Genomic DNA, 23397 nt, shown 5'->3' with positions numbered 1-23397 from the left:
CAGCCCACCTGTTCCGTCCTCGCGTACATCTGACGGGGACATTCTCCCGGATCCGCCATTGCGGACGGTTCCGGCAGGAAGTTGCTCGGAATGCTCCAAATTCCAGTGGCGGAATCCTGTCGGGTCACGCGCACCCGTACCCACCGGTAGCAGGCAAAGCTGGGTCAACCTGACTGCCTGCCGTACAGAGGGGGACCCCGCCCATGACCGGTTCACGAGTGGTGGCGCTAGGGCACTACCAGCCCGCGAAAGTGCTCACCAACGAGGACCTCGCGGCCATGGTCGAGACGAACGACGAGTGGATCCGCTCCCGCGTGGGCATCCGCACCCGCCACATGGCGGGTGCGGACGAGCCCGTCGACGAGCTCGCCTACCAAGCCGCCGGCAAGGCCCTGGCGCACGCCGGCCTGAGCCCCGACGACATCGACCTCGTCCTCGTCGCCACCTCCACCGCCATCGACCGTTCCCCCAACATGGCCGCGCGCGTCGCCGCCAAGCTGGGGATGCGCGGCGCGCCCGCCGTGATGGACATCAACGTCGTCTGCTCGGGCTTCACCCACGCCCTGGCCACCGCCGACCACGCGATCCGGGCCGGCTCCGCCACCCGCGCGCTGGTCATCGGCGCCGACAAGATGACCGAGATCACCGACTGGACCGACCGCACCACCTGCGTGCTCACCGGCGACGGCGCGGGCGCCGCCGTCGTCGAGGCCAGCGACGAGCCCGGCATCGGGCCGGTGCTGTGGGGCTCGGTCCCGGAGATGGGCCACGCCGTGCGGATCGAGGGCACGCCCCCGGTCTTCGCCCAGGAGGGCCAGTCCGTCTACCGCTGGACCACCAGCCAGCTCCCGCCGCTGGCCCGCAAGGTCTGCGAGAAGGCCGGAGTGACCCCCGAGGAGCTCGCCGGGGTGGTGCTGCACCAGGCCAACCTGCGGATCATCGAGCCGCTCGCGGCGAAGATCGGCGCCGTCAACGCCGTCGTCGCCCGGGACGTCGTCGACTCCGGGAACACCTCCGCCGCGAGCATCCCCATGGCCCTCTCGAAGCTGGTCGAACGCGGCGAGATCCCCTCCAGCGCCCCGGTCCTCCTCTTCGGCTTCGGCGGCAACCTGTCCTACGCGGGCCAGGTCATCGCCTGCCCCTAGCCTCCGGCCCGGCCGCCGGGCTCCCGGCATGCCCGCAGGTCAGCGCGGCGTGGCGGACCGGCGGCCGCTCGTAAACATGGTCGGAGGCCCGGCGATCCCCTGCTATGGTTGTCCATGTCGCCGCGGGAAACCGGGGCCGACCACCTGGTCCGGGTGGCGGAATGGCAGACGCGCTAGCTTGAGGTGCTAGTGCCCTTTATCGGGCGTGGGGGTTCAAGTCCCCCCTCGGACACACAGAGGAAGAACCCCACTCCGGTGGGGTTCTTTCGCGTTTCCGGGCGGATCCGGGCCCCTTCCCGCGCGTAGCCCGGGTGAGCTCTTCGCGGAACGGGGTGGCCGGATCACGCTGTGCGGCATCATGGGGCCTGACCGGGTCGAGGGGGGAACGTGTCGCAGGACGAACCGCGCAACGACGTCGTGATCGCCGGGCGGTACCGCCTGGGGAAGAGGCTGGGCCGCGGCGGTATGGGGACCGTGTGGCAGGCCTCGGACGAGCTCCTGGGCCGCGCGGTCGCGGTCAAGGAACTCCACGTCGGCGAGGGCAGGGAAGCCGCGGGGGCCCTGCGCGAGGCCCGGACCGTCGCGCAGATCAAGCACCCGCACGTCGTCGTCGTGCACGACGTCGTCGAGGACGACGGCCGCCCGTACATCGTGATGGAACTCGTCGAGGGCGGCTCGCTCGCCGACCGGCTCGGCGGCACCGGCCCGCTGGACGCCGGCGAGACCGCCCGCATCGGGCTCGCCCTGCTCGGCGCCCTGAGCGCGGCGCACGACCGCGGGGTGCTCCACCGGGACGTCAAGCCCGCCAACGTGCTCATGGAGGCGGGCACCGGGCGGGTCGTTCTCACCGACTTCGGCATCGCCCGCCTCGCGGGCTCCACCACCATCAGCGAGACCGGTGCCTTCGTCGGCTCGCCCGAGTACACCTCCCCGGAGCGGATGCAGGGCGCCGACGCCGGACCCGAATCCGACCTGTGGTCCCTCGGAGCCCTGCTGTGCGCGGCGCTCACCGGCGAGTCGCCCTTCCACCGGGACTCGCTGGGCGGGGTGCTGCACGCCGTCGTCTACGACGAGATCCGCCCGCCGGTACAGGCCGGGCCGCTGACCCCGCTCATCCGCGGCCTGCTGGAACGCGACCCCGAACGCAGGCTGGGCGTGGCCGACGCGCAGCGGCTGCTGTCCGCGTACGTCACCACCGGCAGCCTGCCCCTCCTCGACCGCACCCCCGGCCCGGCCCGCCCGGCCGGACCGGCCACCCCGGCCGGGTACTCGCCGACCGAACGCGTCACGGCGCGGACGGGCCCTGCGGACGGGCCGGAGCCCCGCCGGGCGGCCGGGCTGCGCGTCGGGCTGGTGGCCGCGCTCGTCGTGGTGGCCGTCATCGGAGCCGTCGCCGTGACCTCCCTGCTCTCCGACCGGGCCGGGGACAAGGGCCGGGCGGCCGGGCCGGGCGACCCCACCTCCCCGTCCCCCGGAGTGACCACCTCCGCCCCGCGGTCGCCGACGGCCCCGGCCCCGCCCGCCGCCACCGCCGGGCCCGCCGCCACCGCCACCGCCACGACCACGGTGACCGCGCCTGCCCCGGCACCGCCCGTCCAGCCGGCCCCCGGCAAGTCGGCGCCCGCCGGGTACCGCTTCGTCTCCGACCCGGAGGGCTTCGGGCTCGCCGTACCCCAGGGCTTCCGGCGCGAGACGGACGACCAGCGGGTCTTCTACGTGTCCGCGGACGGCGCGATCCGGATCGGGATCAAGGTGAAGCCGGTCTCGGGCGGGCCGCTCGCCGCGATGCGGCAGTCCGACGCCAACGGCCCGTCAAACAACCCGGGCTACCGCGACAACACGATCGTCCCCACGACGCACAACGGACTGCCCGCCGCCCTCTGGGAGTTCACCTGGAACGGCTTCACCGCCGCCGAGGGGCCCCGGCACACGTTCGACCTCTGCTGGGACGAGAACGGCCGGATGTACGACGTCTGGGTGTCGGCTCCCGTCGGACGCCTCACCCAGTCCAGGGGCCACTTCGACGCGGCCCTGGACTCCTTCGTCCCCGTCGGGTAGCCGCGTCCGCGTCGGGTAGCCGCGGCTAGGAGTCTTCCCGCCCCCGCCTGGTGCCCAGGACCACCAGGCCCTCCGGAGCCGGGAGGCTGCCCGGGGCGAGCGGGCCCAGTGTCTGCGGCAGCGCCAGGCGCGGCCCCCCGCCCTCCGGGGGCGCGTCGAACAGGTACGCGGCCCCCGACGCGGAGTCGCTCACCAGGTGCGGACCGCCGGCCTGCGCCGTGAAACGGGTCAGCGGGGTCCGGAACAGTCGGCCCAGCTGGCGCAGCGTCTCGGGGGTGGTGGCGGCGGGCGGCGCGGCGGGCGCGGAGCCGGCCGGGACGTCCGGGGGGATGGCCCCGGACAGGAGCAGCGCCAGCAGCACCGGGACCGCCTTGCGGCGCAGGGCCTCGGTCGCGGAGTCCAGCCGGTGCGCGTGCGCGGCCGGCAGGGACAGGGCCAGGCTCCCGGCGGCGTCGCCCGTCGCGATCGGCACCGCCGAGCAGACGACCCCGGGGGAGTACTCGCGCAGGTCGAACACCGGGGCGCCCGGAGCCACCGCGTCCAGGGCGCTGAACAGGGCCCGGCTGTCGGTGATGGTCCGCGCGGTGAGCCGGGTCGGGCGGTGCCGGGCCACGTGGTCGGCCCGGCCGTCGTGGTCGAGCTGCGTCAGCAGGCACTTGCCGACCGCGCTGGCGTGCGCGGCCGCCCGGAAGTCCACCCACTCCCGCACCGGCGGCGCCCCCGGCCCGTCCGCCATCTGGGTGATCCGGACCTCGCCCTCCGCGTACCGGCTCAGGTACACGGCGGCGCCCGCGCTGTCGCGGGCCAGCGCCAGGGTGCGCTGGAGCTGCCCCGCCAGGCCGCCGCCGCCCGGGGCGGCGAGCCGCTCCAGGGCCGGGCCGGGCGCGTACACCCCGGGGGCCGGGCAGTACGCGTACTCCTCCTCGCGCAGCATCACGAGCAGTGGGCGCAGCTCCGCCGCGGCCAGCCCCGACCGCTGGGCGAGCCGGGCCGCCCGCACCCCGAGCGGGTGCCGCTCCAGGACCCGTACGACGGCCAGCGCGCGCCGCGCCTGCGCCAGGGCTTCGCCGGTGTCGGACTGGACCACGGTCCCCCGCGCGGCCGACGTCAGCGCGGGGTGGCGCAGCGGGCCCGGGCCGGGGCGCGGCCGGGGCGCCGGGAGCGGGGGCGGCGGCAGGAACGCGGCCAGCACCGCGGGAAGCCCCGGCCTCGGCAGCGGTACCGGGCCGAGGTCGGGGTCGTCGCACTGGTCGACGTACCGCAGGACGGCCGCCTGGGCGCACAGCCGTACCTCGCGCAGCTCGCGGCGGCCGCTCGGGCGGAACCCCCGGCGGCCCAGCTCCCGCGCCCAGTGGCGGGCGTCGTGGTGCTCGCCGCGCCGGGAGTGGTCCAGGAAGAGGCAGTAGGCGGCCGGGGCGGTGCGCGGGCTTCCGGAGCCGGCGGCGAACTGCCACCAGAAGCGGGATCCCTCGCGCAGCCCGGCCAGGTAGAGGAGGCAGCCGAAGACGACGGCCCCCGGCAGGTCGCTGTGCCGGCTCTCCAGGAACGCTTCGAGGTCGGCCCCGGCGCGCGGGTCCCCGACCACGGCCAGGCAGGCGGCCTTCAGGTCCCGCCGGGCCCGCTCCGACTCCAGCGGGCGGTCCCGGGCGGGGTCGCTCCAGCCGAAGGGCCGGCGCCGGCTCCGGGACGGGGCGGCGGGCGCGCCCGGGGCGCGGGGCACCCGCAGCAGCCGGGCCTCGGCCGCGCCCAGGTCGTAGTGCGGGTAGCGGTCGCGCACGCCGGCGCGGGCCAGGAACTCCGCCAGGGAGCGCGGGGCCGCCGCGCGCCCGCCGCCGGGGCCGGGGTCCTCGCCGGGCCTCATGATCCGGCGGACGTGTCGAGCAGCCGGGCGAGGCGCCGGTGGGCCTGGCCGAGCTGCGAGCGGACGGTGGCCTCGTCGACGCCCATCACGGCCGCGGCCTCACCGGGGCTGCACTGGAGCCCGTAGCGCAGCAGCACGGTGTCCCGCTGCCGCTCGGCGAGCCGGGAGACCGCCGAGTAGAAGCGGATGGTGTCGGTCAGCACCTCGTACTGGTCGGAGTGCGCCTCCTTGAGGGCCGCCTCGAAGGCGCTGATGTCCATCGGTTCCGGGCTGCGCAGTCGCGGGTCGCGGCGCTGCTGCCAGTCGACGATCCGCTGCTTGAGCACGGTCCAGGCGTAGGCGTCGAGGCGGTCCATGTGCAGCATGCGCAGCCACTCGTTCATGATCGAGTCGAAGGTGGCGTCCACCGCGTCCTCGGCGGCCGCGTCGGAGCCGAGCTGGAGGTACGCGAAGCGCATGTACGCGGGCCGCCGGTTCGCGTGGAACGCCCAGTACGACAGGCGCGCGGTCGGATCCCACTGACTCATGGGCGTCGGCTGCCGCCGTCGGCTGGGCAGTCCCACGGCCCCGCCGGACTCCTCCGGTCCGCCATCGTTCACCGTTCCCCACCTCATCCCCTGTGCGGGGTCCATGAGAGCAGCGCGTACGCCTTCCGAGGGGGCGGAGGAGCAACATGAGGGGATTAGGTCCGGGGGTGATCGGATGATGACCGATGTCGATCACGCGAGGTGCCGGGGAGGCCGAACGCATATGCCGAGGCCGGCCGGGGTCCGCCGAGCGGTCCGCCTGCGAGGTCCCGTGCACGGTCCGGTGCGCGGACGCCGGTCGGGGCCCCGGCGGGGCGGCTGTAGCATGGGCCCATCGCGAGGGCCGTGACGGAGAGGTCACAGTCCTCGCTTTTGCGTTGCGTCCCGACGTACCGCCCCGGCCCCCCGGGAAAATGCCGACGCGTGGCGTTTCGCCGGTTCGATACGATGAACCGCGCGTTGTCACGCGTAGATCCGTACAAATGAAACGAATGGAGCATCCGAGGATGGCTCGACACCTGATCACCAGCGCGCTTCCCTACATCAACGGGATCAAGCACCTGGGCAACATGGTCGGGTCGATGCTTCCGGCGGATGTGTACTCCCGGTACCTCCGCCAGCGCGGCCACGACGTCCTGTACATCTGCGCCACCGACGAGCACGGCACCCCCGCCGAGCTCGCCGCCAAGGAGAACGGCCTGCCCGTCTCCGAGTTCTGCGCGCAGGCCCACGACGCCCAGAAGGCGGTCTACGACGGCTTCGAGCTGTCCTTCGACTACTTCGGCCGCAGCTCCTCCGCGCAGAACGTGGAGATCACCCAGCACTTCGCGCGGCAGCTCCAGGCCAACGGCTTCATCGAGGAGCGCGCGATCCGGCAGGTGTACTCGCCCGCCGACGGCCGCTTCCTGCCGGACCGCTACGTAGAGGGCACCTGCCCGCACTGCGGCTACGACAAGGCCCGCGGCGACCAGTGCGAGAACTGCACCCGCGTCCTGGACCCCACGGACCTGATCGAGCCCCGCTCGGCCATCTCCGGCTCCACCGAGCTGGAGGTCCGCGAGACCAAGCACCTCTTCCTCCTCCAGTCCAAGCTCCAGGTCGAGGTCGAGGCCTGGGTCGCGGAACACGAGGAGGAGTGGCCGCAGCTGGCCTCCTCCATCGCCCGCAAGTGGCTGACCGAGGGCCTGCACGACCGCGCCATCACCCGCGACCTCGACTGGGGCGTCCCGGTCCCGGCCGACACCTGGCCGGAGCTGGCCGCCGAGGGCAAGGTCTTCTACGTCTGGTTCGACGCGCCGATCGAGTACATCGCCTCCACCAAGGAGTGGGCCGACGCCGACCCGGCGAACCGCGACTACAAGGCCTGGTGGTACGAGGCCGAGGACGTCCGCTACACCCAGTTCATGGCCAAGGACAACGTCCCGTTCCACACGGTGATGTTCCCGGCCACGGAGCTCGGCACCCGCGAGCCCTGGAAGATGGTCGACTACGTCAAGGCCTTCAACTGGCTGACGTACTACGGCGGCAAGTTCTCCACCTCGCAGAAGCGCGGCGTCTTCACCGACCAGGCGCTGGAGATCCTGCCCGCCGACTTCTGGCGCTACTTCCTCATCGCCAACGCCCCCGAGTCCGACGACTCCTCGTTCACCTGGGAGCACTTCGCGGCCACGGTCAACAAGGACCTCGGCGGCACCCTCGGCAACTTCGTCAACCGCGTACTGACCTTCTCCCGGAAGAAGTTCGGCGACGAGGTCCCCGCGGGCAGCCCGGCGGGCGAGGCGGAGGCCAGGCTCGGCGAGCAGATCGCCGAACTGCTGGCCGAATACGAGGGCCACATGGAGACCCTCCAGTACCGCAAGGCCGCCGCCGCGCTGCGCGCCCTGTGGTCGGCCGGCAACGCCTACCTGGACGAGAAGGCCCCGTGGCTGGAGGTCAAGACCGACCTCGACGCCGCGGCCCTCACCCTGCGCACCGCGATGAACCTCATCCACCTCTACTCGGTGGTCTCCGAGCCGTTCATCCCGGCCTCGGCGCGCGCCATGCGCTCCTCCTTCGAGCTGCCCGGCGACACCGCGACCTGGGTCACCCCGGAGCAGGCCAAGGCGCTGGACACCGTCCCGGCCGGGACCCCGTTCACCGTTCCGCCGGTGCTCTTCGCCCGGGTCACCGAGGAGGACCTGGAGTCCTACCGCGAGCGCTTCGGCGGCAACCCGGAGGCCTGACCGCCCCCGTGACCGCCCGCCCAGGGGCGCGGCCCGTGCGGCCGCGCCCCTTCGGCGTACCCGGGGCGATGTACCCGGGGCGGGTGTACCCGGGGCCCGCCGGGCCCCGATGGTAGGCAAAACCCCACCACGAGGACTCCACCTGGGCGTGCAGACCCGGGCTGGCCCGCACGGCTGGAATGGGTCCATGACCCGTTCCCGTACCGCCCGGTGGACCGCGCTCTGGCTGCTCGCGGCCGCCTGGGCGCTGTCCTTCCCGCTGTTCTCCTCCCTCGCCCCGCACCGGCTGTGGGGCTGGTGCGCCGCCGCCGGATACCTCGCCGCCGCGGCCGCCACAGCCCTGGGCCGGCGCCGCGCCGCGCTCGCCGCCGCGCTGGCGGGCGCGGTGGCCGTACCGCTGCTGTACCTGGTGCTCACCGGACAGGGACAGTCCGAGGTCGGGGTCATCGAACGGTCCGGGCGGCTCCTGCTGGAGACCGGAAGGCCTTACGTGGACCGGCCCGCCGGGGTCGGGGAGTACACCCCCTACCTGCCCGGCATGGCACTCCTCGGCATCCCCCGCGCCCTGCTCGGCGACGGCTCCGGCGAGGGGCACCAGTGGGCGGTACGGCTGCTCGGCGACGCCCGCCCGTGGTGCGCGGCCGTGCTCTTCGGCGGGATGCGGGCGGGCCGCCGCCTCCTGGGCGCCGCCCCCTCCCCGCTGCTCCCGGCCCTGGTGGCCTCGCCGGTCGTGGCGCTCCCGCTCGCGGTGAGCGGAGTGGACCTGCCGCTGGCGGGGCTGTGCTGCCTGGCCCTCGCGGCGGCCGCTTCGGGCCGTCCGGCGGCCTCCGGGGCTGCCCTGGCCGCGGCGTGCGCCCTCAAGTGGACGGCGCTGCCCGCGGTGGCGGTGGTACTGGCCCTCCTCGCGGCGTGCCGGGGCAGGCGGGCGGCGCTGCGGTGCGCGCTGGTGGCGCTGGCGGGCACGGCGGTCCTGGTGGTGCCGGGCCTGCTGCTCCAGCCGGGGGAGGTGTGGCGGCAGGTGTTCGCCTTCCCGACCGGGCGGGCCGAGGTGGAGACCCCGGCGGGCAGTCCGCTGCCGGGGCACCTGCTGGCGGAACTCGGGCCGTGGGGCTGGTACCTGACGGTGGGTCTGCTGGCGGTCGGCGGGCTGGCGGTGGCGCTCTCGCTGCTGGTGCGCCCGCCGCGCACCGTGGTGGCCGCGGCCGACCGGCTGGCGCTCGGGCTGACCCTGGCGTTCCTGCTGGCCCCGGCGGGCCGCTTCGGCTACCTGGCGCTGCCGCTGCTGCTGGCGGCCTGGTCCCGCTCGGCGGCCCCGGCCTCGCCGTTCCGCCAGGGCGCCTCGCGGATCGTGGCGCGCTCCCGGGAGGGGGTCAGTGGTTCCCCTCGTACCGCGTCACCCGGTCGGTGACCCCCTTCTGGAGCGGCTGCATCCCGTCGACCAGCTTCTGGAAGTCGCCGGTCCGGCCGTCGGACCACTGCCCCAGCGAGACGATCATGACCCGGCCGTAGCCGGCGAAGGACTGCACCATCCCGGTCTCGGGGCCGAGGGTGGCCAGGCCGGATCCGCGCGGCGGGGCCTGCGTGCCCACCTGGTAGTCGTTGAAGGCCATGGTCAGCTCGGTCACCAGCATCAGGGAGTCCTGGGGGTCCTTCATGGTGAACACGGCCAGGTTGTACTGGTTGTTCCGCGCGTCCTTGTAGAGCGCGATCTGTTCGCCCACGCAGCCCCTGCTCGACTCGATCATGGCGGCGAGGCGCGGGCCGATCGAGTCCCGCTCGGTGCAGGACGGCATCACGGCCGAGCCCACCCGGGTGAAGGAGCCGCCCGTGCCGTCCGGGACCCGCTCGGGGAAGACCTCGGCCAGCGGGACCATCGGCCGGGCGGCGGCGGCGGTGGCGGCAGGGGCGGCCGGAGCCGCGGACGGGGGCGTGGCTCCGGGAGTGGCCCCGGGCGTGGTCTTCGCGGCCGCGGCGGCGGTGGCCGTGGGCCCGTCCTCGGAGGCGGCGGACGTCAGCCTGAGCGCGGCGAAGGCGAGCGATCCCGCCAGCAGGGCCAGGGCCAGGTTGCGGGGCCACACCCGCTTCTGCGCGGGTTCGGGCTGCCCGAGGGGCCCGCCCGCCAAGGGCCCGTTCGTCCGCTCGAACTCCGCCTGGAAGGCCCGCCAGCGCTGCTCTTCGGACTCGTCGGGGCCTGGCGTGATCTCATCGTTCTTCGACACCCCGCGACCCTAGCGATCACTCAAACCGAACTGAATACCCGCCGGTCACAGCCTTATCACTATGCGGAATCCGCAGTGCCGCGCATATGGGCCAGCACGGCCAGAACGCGTCGGTTTCCCTCCGTCGGGTCCAGGTCGAGCTTCGTGAAGATGCTGCTCGCGTGCTTGACGACGGAGGCCTCGGTGATGAACAGGCGGGCTGCCAGGGCCTGGTTGTTGAGCCCCTCCGCCATCAGCGCGAGCACCTCCCGCTCGCGCGGTGTCAGGCGGGCCAGCGGCTCGTTCGCGGGCCGCGGCGCGAGCAGGACGCGGACCACCTCCGGGTCGATGACCGTCTGCCCCTCGTGCACCCGGCGCAGCGCGTCGAGGAACTCCTCCACCTCCCCGACCCGGTCCTTGAGCAGGTAGCCCAGCCCGGCCGCCGAACCGCCGGTGAAGAGCTGGGTGGCGTACGCCGTGGCCACGTACTGCGAGAGCACCAGGACCGGCAGGGCCGGGTCCGCGGAACGCAGTTCCAGCGCGGCCCGCAGCCCCTCGTCGCGCAGCCCGGGCGGCATCCGCACGTCCGTGACGACCACGTCGGGCCGTTCGGCGGCCACGGCCCGCAGCAGCGCGGGGGCGTCGCCGACGGCGGCGAGGACGCGGTGGCCGCCCAGCGTGAGCAGTTCCGTCAGCCCGGCCCGCAGCAGCACGGAGTCCTCGGCCAGGATCACCCGGAGCACGGGACCTCCACCCTCAGTTCGGTCGGACCGCCCATCGGACTGGACACCGTCAGCCTGCCCTGCAACATCGCCACCCTGTCCGCGAGTCCCGCCAGGCCCGCCCCCGCGCCGGGATCGGCCCCGCCGCGGCCGTCGTCGGTGATGGTGAGGGTGAGCCGGTCACCCTCGACCCTACCGGCGACGCCGACCCGCGAGGCGCCGCTGTGCTTGGCCGCGTTGGCGAGGGCCTCGGCTACGGTGAAGTACGCCGTGACCTCGACCGGTTCGGGCAGCCGGGGCACGTCAAGGTCGACCGTGACCGGCACGGGATGGCGCAGCGCGACCTCCGCCACCGCCGCGGCGAGCCCGTGGTCGGTGAGCACCTGCGGGTGGATGCCCCGTACGAGGTCGCGCAGTTGGGCGAGGGCCAGCTTGGCCTCCTCGCGGCCCCGGCTCACCAGGGCCGCCGCGTCCGCGGCCTCCGGGTGTGCGCGCAGCCGGAGTTCGGCGAGGCCCAGGGTCATGCTGAGGGCCACCAGCTGCTGCTGGGCCCCGTCGTGCAGGTCCCTTTCGATGCGCCGCCGTTCGGCTTCGAAGGCCTCGACCAGCCGGACGCGCGAGCGGGTCAGCTCCAGCACCCGGTCGTCCTCCACGCGCGGCCCGAGCAGCAGCCGGGCGCACTTGACCTGGACTCCGGTGATCAGCGCGCCCGCGTACGCGGTCAGCACCAGCCCGGCCAGCCCCACGGCCGTCCCGCCCAGTGCCTCCAGCGGCCCGGCCACCACCTCGCCGGGCACCAGCATCACCGGTTCCGGAGCGAGCGCCCACACGATGACGGGGGAGGCCACCAGCATCAGGGAGAACGCCAGCAGCGACAGCACCCCGAAGCCGGCCGCCCCGAAGACCAGCCCGAGCAGGGCGGCGTACCCGAACTCCCGCCAGGTGGCGCGCTCGCGCAGCCGGGTCCGCAGCCAGGCGGCCGGGCCGGCCCCGGCGAGGGAGGTGTGCGGGTCGGCCACCGTCTCCGGCTCCACCCAGCGCAGCCGGCGCCGTTCCAGCTCCCCGAGCGGCACCGCCCCCGCCAGGGCGGCGACCAGTAGCAACAGCCCGACCCCGGCCACCGCGAGCAGCACCCCGAGCCCGAGGAGCAGCGCCAGTGCGAGCAGCACCCCGTACCCGAGCGGGAACCCGCTCCCGAGGTACGCCCAGCACCGCCAGGGCCACCACGAGCCCAGGAACCGCAGCGGCCGCCGCACCGCCCGCCAGACGGCTACGGGCGGGGCGGGGGAGGGGGGTATGGAAGCGGACATGCCGAAAGCCTAGGCCGAACGCCCGGGCCGCCCGCGCCGCCCGCGCGCACCCGTCCGCCCGCGCCCGCGGACGGGCCGTCACATCGCGGCGCCCACCGCCAGGAAGCCGCAGATCAGCACGAACAGGATCGCCAGCAGCGGCCAGACGAAGCGCAGGTACCTGTCGTAGCCGACCTTGGCCAGGGCGACGCCGCCGATGGTGACGGCCGTCGTGGGCACCCAGAGGTTCATCCAGCCGCTCGCCGCCTGCCAGGCCGTCACCACCACCGCGCGGGAGACCCCGGCGAAGTCGGCGAGCGGGGCCAGGATGGGCATGGCGAGGGTGGCGTGGCCGGAGGTGGAGGGGATCAGGAAGGCCAGCGGGAGGTTGACGAGGAAGACGATGACCGCGAAGAGGCTGGACGAGGTCCCTTTGACGACGCCCTCGATGGAGTGCAGGACGGTGTCGGTGATCTTCGAGTTGTTCATGATGACGGTGACCCCGCGCGCCAGCATGATGACCAGGGCCGGGGAGATGAAGTCGGCGGCGCCCTGGATGACCGTCGAGCTGAGCTTCGCCTCGCCCATCCGGGCCACCAGCCCCACCAGCACCGCGGCGCACAGGAACAGGGCGGACAGCTGGGGGAAGGACCAGTCCAGCTCCCACGGGTACGGGGTGGCGTCGGCCTTTCCGGTGAGGGCGCTCGCCCAGGGCACCACCGAGAAGATCATGAATGCGAAGACCAGGACGAGCAGCACCAGTACGGTCTTGTGCAGCCGCGTCAGCGTCGGCTCCACGTCGGCGTCGGCGGCCGCCTTCCGCGTCAGGTCGCCGGGCAGGAACCCGCACAGGGACTTCTCCGGATCCCGCTGGACGCGCCGCGCGTAGCGGACGACGTACAGCACGGTGACGGCGGTCAGCACCACCCACATGGCGGCCCGCAGCAGGATGCCGTCGCCGAGGGAGATGTCCGCGGCCGAGGAGGCGACGCCCGTCGCGAAGGGGTTCACGGTGGAGCAGAGCACGCCGATGCCCGCGCCCAGGATGGACGCGCCGACCGCGACGAGCCGGTCGTAGCCCAGCGCCAGCATCATCGGCACGAGCAGGCCGTAGAAGCCGAGGGTCTCCTCCGCGAAGCCCTCGACCGTGCCGAGGACCGAGAAGACCACCATCACCGCGGTGATCAGCAGGGCCCCGCGGTCGCGCAGCCGGTGCGCGAGGCGGGCGATGCCCCGGTCCAGGGCGCCGGTGGCGAACACCACCGTGATGAAGGCGCCGATGGCGAGCACGAAGAGGAAGACGCCCGCGCTGCCGTACAGGGCGCCGGTGAAGCCGGGTCCGACCTCGCCGGTGGCGGTGTCTTGGAGGCCGTAGAGGCCGTTGACCGGGGCGAGGAAGAGGTCGTTCAGCCGGTCGGTGACGCTCCGGTCGGCCCCGACCCGGTGGTAGGTGCCGGCGACGGGCGCCCCGGTCTCGCCCCGGTCGTACAGCCCGGCCGGGACGAGGAAGGCCAGCAGCCAGACGGCGACCGTGACGAGGGCCAGGATGGTCAGGGCGCTGGGGAAGCGGAGCCCCTTGGCGGGGGCGGCCGGTTCCGGCTCCGGCTCCGGCCCGGGTTCCGGACCGGGGCCCGGCTCGGGCCCGCGCTTCGCGGGAGGGGTCCGATCGTCTGCTGCCACGCGCCACCGTCCCTCTGCCGCTCGTTGCTCCGATCATCGGCCGGGCGGGCGACGGACGCCGTGGCGGGGTGGGCCGCGCGGGTGAGGGACCGCGGCCCGGCGGCCCCGGCGGGGTGCCGCTCGGGGCCCGAAGTGTGCCCTCGCACAAGGATCTTGACCCGTCTGGCGCGTGTCCGGAGGCGGGCCTTGATCGTTTCTTCAGGCGTGACCCTCATGTCGGCTGCCGGATCGGGAGGACCGCGGTGACGGCTTGGCAGTACTTCGCCGGGGCGGGGCTGGTGGCCGCGCTCTGCCCGCTGCACGGCCATGTGGCGGTCGCGGGCGACGGCCACGGCCGCGGGGCCCGGGTCGACGTGTGCGTGCCGGGCGGGCCGCCGAAGCCGCCCGCCGTACGGCCGCCCGCCATGCCGCCCCCGCCCGTGGCGCGGCCCGGGAGCCCGTCGGCGCCGCCGCCCGTGCGGGTGACGGTGCCCGGCGCCGTCCGGCCCACGGTGCGCCACCCCGGCACCGCGCCGGGGCTGCCGCCCGGGCGGCCCGCGCCCGGGGAGGCCGTGCCCGGGGCGGGGGCGCCGGGCGGACCGGCGCAGCCGCCGGGGGCCCCGCCGGCGGCGGCCGGGGAGCCGGAGCCGGCCCCGGCCGACGCCCCCGCCCCGCCCGGGCCCGCAGCTGCCGTCGAGCGGGTGAGCAGGTTCCACGTACGCCCGTACCACTCCGCGGCCCTGGCCCGGCGCGGCCCGGACGGACTGAGCACCATGATGCTGATGGTGGTCGTGACCACCCCGGCCGTGCTGGCCGCCGCCGCGCTGCGCCCCCGCTCCAAGAGCCGGAGCTGACGCCCCCCCGCCCCGCCCGGCACCCCCTCGCGCATCCACGCATCCACGCATCCACGAACGGGAGATCCCTCGTGTCCGAATGGCTGGTCCTGGCCATCGCCATGGCGCTCGTCTGCGCCCTCGTCCTCGCCATGACCGTGGTCCGGCACCGCCGGGTCGCGGACGACGAGGACACCAGCGAAACCCCCGACGTCATCGAGTACATGACGATGATGGTCGGCGTGGTCTACGCGATCGTCCTGGGCCTGGCCATCGCGGGCGTCTGGGAGGCCCGCGGCGCGGCCGAGGACAGCGTGCGCCGCGAGGCGCAGTCGCTGTACGAGGTCACCCAGCGGGCCGACGTCTATCCCGGGCCGGTCCGCGACCGGATCCGCGGCGAGGTGGACGCGTACGTGGCCCACACCGTCAGCGTCGACTGGCCCCGGCTGGTCGCGGGCCAGGACGCCTCCGCCGAGGGTGCGCAGCTGCTCGGCAAGCTGCGTACGGACGTCACCCACCAGAGCCCCGCCAACGAACTCCAGGCGCAGGCCTACCAGCCGCTGCTGGACCACATCGCGGCCGCCGACGACGCCCGGCACTCGCGCACGCAGAGCGACGAGTCCACCCTGCCGAGCGTGGTGTGGATCGGGCTGGTGGTCGGCGGTGTCGTCACGATCGGGCTGATCTTCACCCTGCAGATCCGGCGTTCGGGGCGCGAGCTGCTGCTGGCCGGGCTGTTCAGTGCGCTGATCGTGTTCCTGCTGTTCATGGTGTGGAGCTTCGACGCCCCCTACGGGCGGGACGGCTTCGACTCCGCCGGGCCCTTCGAGGACCTGTTCCCGGCCCTGTCGGTGACGGCCTCCCGCTGAGCCGGGCGTCCGCGCGGGGGCGCGTGGCGGCGCCGGCGGCCGCCGGGTCCGGCCGGGCTCAGCCCGCCGGGGCCGCCTGCCGCCGCACGGCGGCCACGAGCGGCGAGTGCCGCAGGGCGTGCGAGATCCGTACGAGGTCGCGCGGCCCGTCGGCCAGCAGCGCCACCCGCTCCTCGTCGCCGGTTCCGGCGCCCTCCGGGTCGGCGGCGCTGGCCCGTACGGCGGCCACCACCATCGCCGCGTCCGCGACGGCGCGGGCCGTCTCCTCGTCCGCGCCGGCCGCCAGGGCCCGCTCGTAGGCGGTGTCGCGGTGGCGCCGGTCGAAGGCGGGGCCGAGGCGCAGGAAGCCGTCGTGGATGTCGGACTCCCGCTGGATCACCCGGATCGCCGCGGGGGACCACCAGGACATCCGCACGCAGGGCGTGCCGAGGGGCACGGTGCTCTGCACCTCGTGCCACAGCGCGCCGAGGTCGCGGTAGGTGCTCCAGGTGCGCCAGCTGTCCGACACGCGCTGGTACACCAGCGGCAGGACGAAGCCCACGGAGCTGACGAGGGCGGCGAAGGCGGCCAGCGGCGGGGCGAGGTAGGTGCTGAGGTAGTCCAGGTCGTGGCCCAGCCAGCGGGCGGCGACGGCGGACATCTTGGCCGCGTCGTAGGCGAGGCTGATGGTGTACCCGGCGACGATGATCACCAGTCCGGTGCGGAGCCAGCCGCGGACCCGCAGGGACCAGCGCCAGCACATCGAGACCATCATCAGCACGGCCGCGTTGTGCGCCAGCAGGTAGGCCGTGATCATCAGCCGGATGTAGGGCGTGTTCGCGTAGTACGTGTCGAAGTCCCGCAGCCGCTCGACCGGGGCGTCACCGAGGGCGAAGAGGACGACGATGGCCGCGATGACCACGGAGTAGCCCGCGATCCAGCGCTGCGAGGTGCGCCGGATCTCCTCCACCGGGCCGCCGCGCCAGTTGAAGACGAGGACGAGGCAGGAGGCGCTGAAGGCGGTCATCAGGCAGTAGACGAGCGGGGCGGAGACGTTGGGGACGCCGGTCCAGCGGTTGACGGCGGCGATGGTGGGCGGGGCGGCGAAGGTGAACACCGAGCCGCCGAGCAGGAGCAGGACGAAGACGGACCGCAGGAGCGGATCGCGCCCGTTGGCGCGCAGCGCCGGCAGCTTGCACACGAGGGCCACCGCCATCGCGGCCGCCGGGATGTAGTAGTCCGGTCCGCTCAACGGTCGTTCCTGCGCCCCCGGTAGCCGAGCGAGGTCTCGATCCGGCCGGCCAGCTCGTCCCGCTGGGCCGGCGCCCGGTGGCCGGCCGAACCGGCCAGCCAGGTGCGACAGCGGCTGCCCAGCAGCAGCCCGAAGCTCTCGGCCTCCGTCTCCTCCTGGACGTCGGCCCGGGTGCGGGCGGCGACGCTGCGGACCGTCTCGCCGAGGTCGGCGGCGTGGGTCAGCAGGCGGGCGGCCACGGCCGCCCCGTCGACGTGGTGGCTGCAGTGGCCGGCCTTCATGTGCCACAGCTCGTGACCCAGGATCACGAGCTGGTGGTCGGGTGCCGTGCGCTCCTCGATGACCACGAGGTCCCGGTCCGCCATGTCGAGCCAGAGGCCGCTCGCGGTCCCCTGCGGGAACGCGGCCATCCGGAACTCCACCGGGCGGCCGCGGTGCCTGCTCATGCCCTCGCAGAGGGCGGCGTAGAGGTCCAGCGGTTCCACGGGGGCGGCCAGCTTGATGCCGGACACCAGCTCCGCGCACAACCGCCGCTGCGCTCTGCCTATGCTCACCGTTCTCCCCGTCGGCGCGGATCCGGATCAGGACTCAAGGATCAGATCCAGACTTTCGACTGGGTCATGATTCGTTCGGTTTGACGCTTTCGAGAAGCATGTCCAGCCATTCGGTCACCTTGTCCCGGTGCTTGTCGCTGGGCAGTTGGGCGGCGCGCCAGGCGATGCCCCGTACGCCGTGGTTCTGCAGGAGTCTTGCCAGCGGATCGCCCGCCGAAGCCGCCTCCGCCGCGGCGGTCTGCCGCTCGCGTCCCGCGAAGTCCTGGAGCAGCTGCTGCTCGGTGCGCTGGAGGGCGTCCGTGAGGGCGTCGGCGTCGTGGGCGGTGAGGAAGCCCGCGTGCACGCCGAAGAACCGCTGGATGGCGTCGCAGTGCTCCATCGTGGGCCGCCTGTCGCCGTTGATCAGGGCGCCCGCCTGCTGCCGGGACATTCCGGCGCCGTCGGCGATCTCCTGCTGCGTGTAGCGGCGGCCGTTGGGTTTGACCCGGGTCCGCCGGAGCAGGTCCAGACGCTGGAGGAAACGCGCCTGGAGATCGGGTTCGCCCGCCCGCCGGCCGTCGAGCAGGGTCCTGATCACATCGGTGGGAACCCCGGACGCCTCGGAGAGGCGGCGGAGGTCGAAGACCTGGTTCGGGTCGCGGCCCATTTTGTTCGCCAGTTCGGCGACTCGCGTGACGGTTGCTGCCAGGGGCGCGTTGGCCACCGCGACGGGAGCCGGGAAGCCGTCTGTCACCAGTGGTTCTCCTAGATCGCGCGAGGTCAGTGGGCACGTGGTCGGCCTAGAGGAATCTATCCGGTTTGTTTTGGGAGAGCCAGAACTTGCCACAGCTGTGGCGGGAATGAGCTGTCGCCCGGCTGGAATTGCCACAATAGTTGACACTCGAATGAAGTCGGTAGCAGGATCGCCACACGGAAATGAAGATCCAGACCGTTGAGGAGGGGGAGCTCTCGGTGCCACATCTCGCAGCGGTGGGCCCGTCTGATGGCCTCGTCCGAGCCGGTGAGGAGCGCCTGGCGGGCGAGGAGCCCCGCGGCGCAGTGCGATCGGAGCGGCGCAAGGAGATTTTGCGTCAGCGCCGCGAAGAACTGGGCCTGAGCCAGGAGGACGTAGCGTCGCGGCTGCGCATCAGCGTGCGCGCGTACGGAAACTGGGAGCGCGGGCTCGTCAAGGAGTGGACGGACCGCAAACTCCTCGCCCTGGCCGAGGCCTTGGAGATGAGCGAGCGGCAGTGCTTCTGGCTGTTCCGGGTCATGGTCGACCGGGACCCGCCCCCCACCTGGCGCGCGGCCGAGGAGAACCGGCTGCCCCAGGACCCGGCCCAGCGCGACTACCTGGTCGATTACGCGGCCCTGATGGAGGCCGTGCCCTACCCGAGCTTCCTGGTGGACCACCGCTGGGACGTCGCCCTCACCAACTCGGCCTTCGACCGGCTGTTCCAGTCGGTCCGCCCCCACCCGACGGCCCTGCCGGACGACAACTTCCTGCGCTTCGTGCTGTTCCACCCGGACGCCGCGGCCGTGCTGGAGGACCACGAACCGGCCTGGTGCGTACCGCTGTTGGCCCAGTTCGCGACCGCCCTGGCCGAGGCCCCGGAGGACGAGGGGCTGCGCAGCATCCGCCAGGAGGTGGCCCGAGACCCGTTCATGGAGGCCGCCTATCGCTACGGGGTCCCGCACTGGCTGACCACCCACGGGGAGGCCGCCGCCGAACTCGACGGCGCGGTGCGGACGGTGCGCCACCCCGACCCCGGCTGGGGTCTGGTGCGGTGCCGGATGGTGGCGGAATCAAGCCGAATGCTGGAGGGCATGGGCCTCACCCGGATCACCCTCGTGCTCTCGGCCCCCCAGGGCCTGCCGGCCGGTCCGGTGCGCGGCGGCGGAACGGGCTTCCCGCAGCAGCAGGGCGCCCGCCTGCGGGCCGTGCCGCCGCTGGGGGAGTGACGCCGCGGGGGAGACTGGTCCCCTGAAGCGCGTGCCACGGCCCGTGCCAGGGCGGGACCGACGGCGCAGAGCCGTACCGACCGCCTGGTTCGTTCCGTGCGGATGCCACGATCCGCGACATCGCGCGGATGCCACGGATCGTGGCATTCCGAAGGCGTCGCCGGAGTCGTGGCTTCGCCCGTGCCCGGGGCACCCCCGGGCCGTGGCAGCGGCCACGACGGCGGAAGGGCGGAAATGGGCATGCGGTTGACCATCCTGGGCGGGGGCGGATTCCGCGTCCCGCTCGTCTACGGGGCACTGCTGGCGGACCGCGCCGAGGGCCGGGTGTCCCACGTGACGCTCTACGACGAGGATCCCGCCCGGCTCACGGCCATGGCCCGGGTCCTCGCCGACCAGGCCGCGGCCTCCGGAGCGGCGGACGCCCCGGCCGTCACCGCCACCGGGGACCTGGACGAGGCCCTGCGCGGCGCCGACTTCGTCTTCTCCGCCATCCGCGTCGGCGGCCTGGAGGGCCGTGCCGCGGACGAGCGGATCGCACTGGCCGAAGGCGTGCTGGGCCAGGAGACCGTGGGCGCGGGCGGGATCGCGTACGGCCTGCGGACGGTGCCGGTGGCCCGGGAGATCGCACGCCGGATCGCCCGCACCGCCCCGGACGCCTGGGTCATCAACTTCACCAACCCCGCCGGGGTGGTCACCGAGGCCATGGCCGAGGAACTCGGCGACCGGGTCATCGGCATCTGCGACTCGCCCGTCGGACTCGGCCGCCGCATCGCCCGGCTGCTCGGCGCCCGGCCCGGCGAGGCCTGGATCGACTACGTCGGCCTCAACCACCTCGGCTGGGTGCGCGGCCTGCGGATCGGCGGGCGCGACGAACTGCCCCGGCTGCTGGCCGACCCCGAGGCCCTGGAGTCCTTCGAGGAGGGACGGCTGTTCGGCGCCGACTGGCTGCGCTCGCTCGGCGCGATCCCCAACGAGTACCTGCACTACTACTACTTCAACCGCGACACCGTACGGGCCTACCAGGAGGCCAAGCAGACCCGCGGCGCCTTCCTCCGCGACCAGCAGCGCGGCTTCTACGCCGAGGCCGGCCGGGCGGAGCAGCCCGCCGGGGCGGCGCTCGCCGCCTGGGACCGCACCAGGGCCGAGCGCGAGGCCACGTACATGTCGGAGAACCGCGAGGTGGCCGGCGTCGGGGAGCGCGAGGAGAGCGACCTGGAGTCCGGCGGCTACGAGAAGGTCGCCCTCGCGCTGATGCGGGCCATCGCCCGCGACGAGCGCGCCACGCTGATCCTCAACGTCCGCAACGGCCCGACGCTGTCCGTGCTCGACGCCGACGCGGTCATCGAGGTGCCCTGCCTGGTCGACGCCAACGGCGCCCACCCGGTGTCCGTGGCACCCCTGCCGCTGCACGCGGTAGGGCTGGTCACCTCGGTGAAGGCGGCGGAGCGGGCGGTACTGGCCGCCGCCGCGAGCGGCTCGCGGGCCGACGCCGTGAAGGCCTTCGCACTGCACCCGCTGGTGGACTCCGTGACGGTGGCCCGACGGCTGCTGGACGGGTACGCGGCACAGCACCCGGGCCTCGCCCACCTGCGCTGACGCCCCCACCGGAGCCGGACCGGGGCTCACCCGTACGGCGGCTTGCGGCATGCGGTGCGGTGGGGGCGCTGTGAGAGTGCGAGATGTGACCACTGCCCCCGCCGTCGCCGCGGCGCCCCCCGTGCTGGACCGGCGGCGGCGCAACGTCGTCTTCGGCACGATCATGCTGGGCGTGCTGCTGGCCGCACTCGACCAGACGATCGTGGGCACCGCCCTGCCCACCATCGTGGCCGACCTCGGCGGCGCGGCCCACATGGCCTGGGTGGTGACCGCCTACCTGCTCGCGGAGACCGTCGCGACGGTCCTGGTCGGCAAGTTCGGCGACCTCTTCGGCCGGAAGGTCATCTTCCAGATCTCCGCCGTCGTCTTCATCACCGGCTCCTTCCTGTGCGGCCTCGCCGCCAACATGACCCTGCTCATCCTGTGGCGAGGACTCCAGGGCATCGGCGCCGGCGGCCTGATGGTCACCTCCATGGCGCTCATCGCCGACGTGGTCCCGCTGCGCGAACGCGGCAAGTACCAGGGCGCGATCGGCGCCGTCTTCGGCGTCGCCACCGTCATCGGACCGCTCCTGGGCGGCCTGTTCACCGACCACCTCAGCTGGCGCTGGGCCTTCTACGTCAACGTCCCCGTCGCCGTCCTCGTCGTCGTGGCCGCCGCCCGCACCATCCCCTCGGTCCGCGCCGCCGGCCGGCCCGTCATCGACTACCTGGGCATCGCCCTCGTCGCCGCCGGGGCCAGCGCCCTGATCCTGGCCACCAGCTGGGGCGGCAACGAGTACGCCTGGAGCTCGCCGGTGATCATCGGGCTCTTCGCGGGCGGCGCGCTGGCCCTCGCCCTGTTCTGCCTGGCGGAGACCCGGGCGGCCGAACCGATGCTGCCCATGCGGCTCTTCCGCAACCCCGTCTTCACGGTGTGCTCGGTCCTCAGCTTCGTCGTCGGCTTCGCCATGCTCGGCGCGATGACCTTCCTGCCGACCTACCTCCAGTACGTGGACGGGAACTCGGCCACCCTCTCCGGCGTACGGACCCTGCCGCTGGTCATCGGCCTGCTCATCGCCTCCGTCTTCAGCGGCAACGCCACCTCCAGGACCGGCCGGTACCGGATCTACCCCATCGTCGGCTGCGCCGTCATGGGCGCGGGCCTCTACCTGCTGTCGCTGATGGGCCCCGGCACCGGCGCCTGGGCGGAGTCCGCGTACATGTTCGTCCTCGGCGCCGGCATCGGCCTGTGCATGCAGGTGCTGACCATCGCCGTGCAGAACACCGTGGACTACGCCGACCTCGGCACGGCGACCTCCGGGGTCACCTTCTTCCGTACGCTCGGCAGCTCCTTCGGCACCGCGGTCTTCGGGACGATCTACGCCAACAGCCTGGAGCCCGAACTGAAGGCCGGGGTCGCCGAGGCGGCCCGCGCCACCGGGGCCGACCCGGCGCGCCTCGCCACCGCCGCCCAGAGCCCGCAGGGGGTGCACGGGCTCGACCCGGCCGAGGCGGGCCCGGTCATCCAGGCGTACGCCGACGCCCTGCACACCGTGTTCCTGTGGACGGTGCCGGTGGCCGGCGTCGGCTTCGTCGTCGCGCTCTTCCTCAAGCAGGTCCGGCTGCGCGACAGCGCCCGGGCGGGCTCGACCGACATCGGCGACGGCTTCGGCTCCCCGGCCACGGCCTCGGGGGACTCGGCCAAGCTGCTGGAGCTCGCGGTGGGCAAGCTCGTGCGGAACATGGGGCCCGACACGGCACGGGCCATCGTCCACGCCTCCGACACCCGGCTCGACATGGCGGGGGCGTGGGCGGTGATGCAGGTGGACCTGATGACCCGGACCGTGGGGCACGCGAGCCTGGGGCTGATCGCGTCCAGGCTGTCGCTGCCGCCGGAGGTACTGCTGCCGGTCTTCGACCGGATGGTGGAGGAGGGCTTCCTGACCAGGCAGAACGGCTTCTTCGCCCACACCCGGGCCGGCGAGCGCGAAGCCGCGGTCATCTCCCGGGCCTGGGCGGACTGGCTGGGCGACCGGCTGGAGCAGGACCGCGGCCGGCCGCGCAGCGAGGAGCTGCGGGCGGCGGCCGACGCGATCGCCAAGCGGCTGCTGGCCGAGGACCTGGGCGAGGGCAACTTCGCGCCCCGGCGCACCGCCTAGTCGCCGCGCGTGGCCCTGGCGGGGTAGTCGTGGGAGGGGACGGGCGGCAGGGACGTGAGGTCGGGGCGCCAGGCGCGCAGGACGGCCGCCGAGGGCGGGTAGAGGGCGCCGGGGATCTCCTCCGGGACGAACCACCGCCAGCGGGCGATCTTGTGCGGCTCGGTGACGGCCGGGGTGCCCTCGGCCGAACGGGTGAGGGCGGCCACCGTCAGACGGGTCGGAGGCTCGGGGCGGGCGTGGAGCTGGACGGCCAGCAGCTCGACGTCCCCGGGCTCGGTCCGCAGCGAGGTCTCCTCGGCCAGCTCGCGGGCGGCCGTCTGCTCGAAGCGCTCCCCGGGGTCCACCTTGCCGCCGGGCAGCTCCCAGTTCCCGTCGTGGGCCTGGCCGAGCAGGACCCGGCCGTCGGCGCCGAGGACGATCACGCCGACGCCGACGGTCGCGTGGACCCCGGCGACGGCTCGGGCGGTCGGGGAATCTCCGGGGCGGGATCCGGCGCCGGGTGCGGTCTCATGTTCGCTGGCCATGCCGTCATTCTCGCCGGTGGGGCGGCGG

General features: G+C 74.0%; 18 protein-coding genes, 1 tRNA gene and 1 pseudogene. 10 read left to right on the top strand and 10 right to left on the bottom strand.

The features are described from left to right. Positions 1 to 203: 203 nt before the first annotated feature. From OG553_RS04755 to OG553_RS04745, 3 genes are all read left to right on the top strand, one after another. Positions 204 to 1145, top strand: coding sequence for a beta-ketoacyl-ACP synthase III (locus tag OG553_RS04755; protein WP_405977757.1), 942 nt, complete (start codon positions 204 to 206; stop codon positions 1143 to 1145). Positions 1146 to 1292: 147 nt separating this feature from the next. Continuing rightward, positions 1293 to 1377 (top strand) — tRNA-Leu (locus OG553_RS04750). A 233-nt stretch (positions 1378 to 1610) separates the two neighbouring features. After that, positions 1611 to 3203, top strand: coding sequence for a protein kinase domain-containing protein (locus OG553_RS04745; RefSeq protein WP_405982957.1), 1593 nt, complete (start codon positions 1611 to 1613; stop codon positions 3201 to 3203). A gap of 340 nt (positions 3204 to 3543) precedes the next feature. Here OG553_RS04745 and OG553_RS04740 read toward each other — a convergent pair. Continuing rightward, positions 3544 to 4290, bottom strand: a pseudogene (locus OG553_RS04740) (IclR family transcriptional regulator C-terminal domain-containing protein); the annotation flags it as partial. A gap of 770 nt (positions 4291 to 5060) precedes the next feature. Beyond that, positions 5061 to 5591 carry a sigma-70 family RNA polymerase sigma factor gene (locus tag OG553_RS04735; RefSeq protein WP_405977756.1) on the bottom strand — a complete coding sequence of 177 codons (531 nt, stop codon included), beginning with the start codon at positions 5589 to 5591 and terminating at the stop codon, positions 5061 to 5063. Between the two features lie 506 nt (positions 5592 to 6097). Here OG553_RS04735 and metG point away from each other — a divergent pair. After that, complete coding sequence (gene metG / locus OG553_RS04730) at positions 6098 to 7813, top strand: methionine--tRNA ligase (RefSeq protein ID WP_405977755.1); 1716 nt, start codon at positions 6098 to 6100, stop codon at positions 7811 to 7813. A gap of 187 nt (positions 7814 to 8000) precedes the next feature. Next, entirely contained in the window at positions 8001 to 9221 is a 1221-nt protein-coding gene (locus tag OG553_RS04725) for a glycosyltransferase 87 family protein (protein ID WP_405977754.1), read from the top strand. On the opposite strand, the gene OG553_RS04720 is transcribed toward OG553_RS04725, so the two are convergent. The 4 genes from OG553_RS04720 to OG553_RS04705 all read right to left on the bottom strand — a co-directional run bounded on the left by OG553_RS04720 (position 9184) and on the right by OG553_RS04705 (position 13702). Continuing rightward, complete coding sequence (locus OG553_RS04720; RefSeq protein WP_405977753.1) at positions 9184 to 10032, bottom strand: hypothetical protein; 849 nt, start codon at positions 10030 to 10032, stop codon at positions 9184 to 9186. The genes OG553_RS04725 and OG553_RS04720 overlap by 38 nt on opposite strands. A 59-nt stretch (positions 10033 to 10091) precedes the next feature. Then, positions 10092 to 10754 carry a response regulator gene (locus OG553_RS04715; protein ID WP_405977752.1) on the bottom strand — a complete coding sequence of 221 codons (663 nt, stop codon included), beginning with the start codon at positions 10752 to 10754 and terminating at the stop codon, positions 10092 to 10094. After that, entirely contained in the window at positions 10742 to 12043 is a 1302-nt protein-coding gene (locus OG553_RS04710) for a sensor histidine kinase (RefSeq protein WP_405977751.1), read from the bottom strand. The genes OG553_RS04715 and OG553_RS04710 overlap by 13 nt, the downstream gene beginning before the upstream one ends. A gap of 78 nt (positions 12044 to 12121) precedes the next feature. After that, the gene (locus OG553_RS04705; protein WP_405977750.1) at positions 12122 to 13702 is read right to left on the bottom strand and encodes a YfcC family protein; all 1581 of its coding nucleotides are present in this window, start codon (positions 13700 to 13702) and stop codon (positions 12122 to 12124) included. Positions 13703 to 13944: 242 nt separating this feature from the next. Here OG553_RS04705 and OG553_RS04700 point away from each other — a divergent pair, with 242 nt between their 5' ends. Beyond that, a complete protein-coding gene (locus OG553_RS04700; RefSeq protein ID WP_405977749.1) occupies positions 13945 to 14535 on the top strand; it encodes a hypothetical protein in 591 nt (196 codons plus the stop codon). Positions 14536 to 14606: 71 nt separating this feature from the next. Continuing rightward, positions 14607 to 15383, top strand: coding sequence for a hypothetical protein (locus OG553_RS04695; protein WP_405977748.1), 777 nt, complete (start codon positions 14607 to 14609; stop codon positions 15381 to 15383). Positions 15384 to 15441: 58 nt separating this feature from the next. Here OG553_RS04695 and OG553_RS04690 read toward each other — a convergent pair whose 3' ends face one another. The 3 genes from OG553_RS04690 to OG553_RS04680 form a co-directional block, all read right to left on the bottom strand. Further along, positions 15442 to 16614 carry an MAB_1171c family putative transporter gene (locus OG553_RS04690; protein ID WP_405977747.1) on the bottom strand — a complete coding sequence of 391 codons (1173 nt, stop codon included), beginning with the start codon at positions 16612 to 16614 and terminating at the stop codon, positions 15442 to 15444. Next, positions 16611 to 17168: a toxin-antitoxin system, toxin component gene (locus tag OG553_RS04685; protein ID WP_405977746.1), complete on the bottom strand. Its 558-nt coding sequence runs from the start codon at positions 17166 to 17168 to the stop codon at positions 16611 to 16613. Before OG553_RS04685 ends, OG553_RS04690 begins: the two co-directional genes overlap by 4 nt. Before the next feature lie 64 nt (positions 17169 to 17232). Beyond that, positions 17233 to 17901: a helix-turn-helix domain-containing protein gene (locus tag OG553_RS04680; RefSeq protein WP_405977745.1), complete on the bottom strand. Its 669-nt coding sequence runs from the start codon at positions 17899 to 17901 to the stop codon at positions 17233 to 17235. 332 nt (positions 17902 to 18233) lie between these two features. Between OG553_RS04680 and OG553_RS04675 the strand changes: the two genes are divergently transcribed. From OG553_RS04675 to OG553_RS04665, 3 genes are all read left to right on the top strand, one after another. Next, complete coding sequence (locus tag OG553_RS04675; RefSeq protein WP_405977744.1) at positions 18234 to 19109, top strand: helix-turn-helix domain-containing protein; 876 nt, start codon at positions 18234 to 18236, stop codon at positions 19107 to 19109. Between the two features lie 240 nt (positions 19110 to 19349). Then, positions 19350 to 20705 carry a 6-phospho-beta-glucosidase gene (locus OG553_RS04670; protein ID WP_405977743.1) on the top strand — a complete coding sequence of 452 codons (1356 nt, stop codon included), beginning with the start codon at positions 19350 to 19352 and terminating at the stop codon, positions 20703 to 20705. 49 nt (positions 20706 to 20754) lie between these two features. After that, positions 20755 to 22845 (top strand): DHA2 family efflux MFS transporter permease subunit, encoded by a 2091-nt coding sequence (locus tag OG553_RS04665; RefSeq protein WP_405977742.1) that lies wholly within the window; start codon positions 20755 to 20757, stop codon positions 22843 to 22845. Here the strand turns inward: OG553_RS04665 and OG553_RS04660 are convergent. Further along, a complete protein-coding gene (locus OG553_RS04660) occupies positions 22842 to 23369 on the bottom strand; it encodes an NUDIX hydrolase (RefSeq protein WP_405977741.1) in 528 nt (175 codons plus the stop codon). The genes OG553_RS04665 and OG553_RS04660 overlap by 4 nt on opposite strands. Positions 23370 to 23397 lie beyond the last annotated feature (28 nt).

The sequence above is a fragment of the Streptomyces sp. NBC_00158 genome (assembly GCF_045160885.1).
Lineage (GTDB): Bacteria > Actinomycetota > Actinomycetes > Streptomycetales > Streptomycetaceae > Streptomyces.
This window is presented reverse-complemented; position numbering and strand designations above follow the sequence as displayed.

Excerpts from the sequence above, each read along its gene's own strand:
- OG553_RS04665 (WP_405977742.1), top strand. The coding sequence starts at position 20,755 with ATGCGGTGCGGTGGGGGCGCTGTGAGAGTGCGAGATGTGACCACTGCC.
- OG553_RS04745 (WP_405982957.1), top strand. The coding sequence starts at position 1,611 with ATGGGGACCGTGTGGCAGGCCTCGGACGAGCTCCTGGGCCGCGCGGTC.
- metG (WP_405977755.1), top strand. The coding sequence starts at position 6,098 with ATGGCTCGACACCTGATCACCAGCGCGCTTCCCTACATCAACGGGATC.
- OG553_RS04710 (WP_405977751.1), bottom strand. The coding sequence starts at position 12,043 with ATGTCCGCTTCCATACCCCCCTCCCCCGCCCCGCCCGTAGCCGTCTGG.
- OG553_RS04725 (WP_405977754.1), top strand. The coding sequence starts at position 8,001 with ATGACCCGTTCCCGTACCGCCCGGTGGACCGCGCTCTGGCTGCTCGCG.
- OG553_RS04755 (WP_405977757.1), top strand. The coding sequence starts at position 204 with ATGACCGGTTCACGAGTGGTGGCGCTAGGGCACTACCAGCCCGCGAAA.
- OG553_RS04670 (WP_405977743.1), top strand. The coding sequence starts at position 19,350 with ATGCGGTTGACCATCCTGGGCGGGGGCGGATTCCGCGTCCCGCTCGTC.
- OG553_RS04660 (WP_405977741.1), bottom strand. The coding sequence starts at position 23,369 with ATGGCCAGCGAACATGAGACCGCACCCGGCGCCGGATCCCGCCCCGGA.
- OG553_RS04735 (WP_405977756.1), bottom strand. The coding sequence starts at position 5,591 with ATGAGTCAGTGGGATCCGACCGCGCGCCTGTCGTACTGGGCGTTCCAC.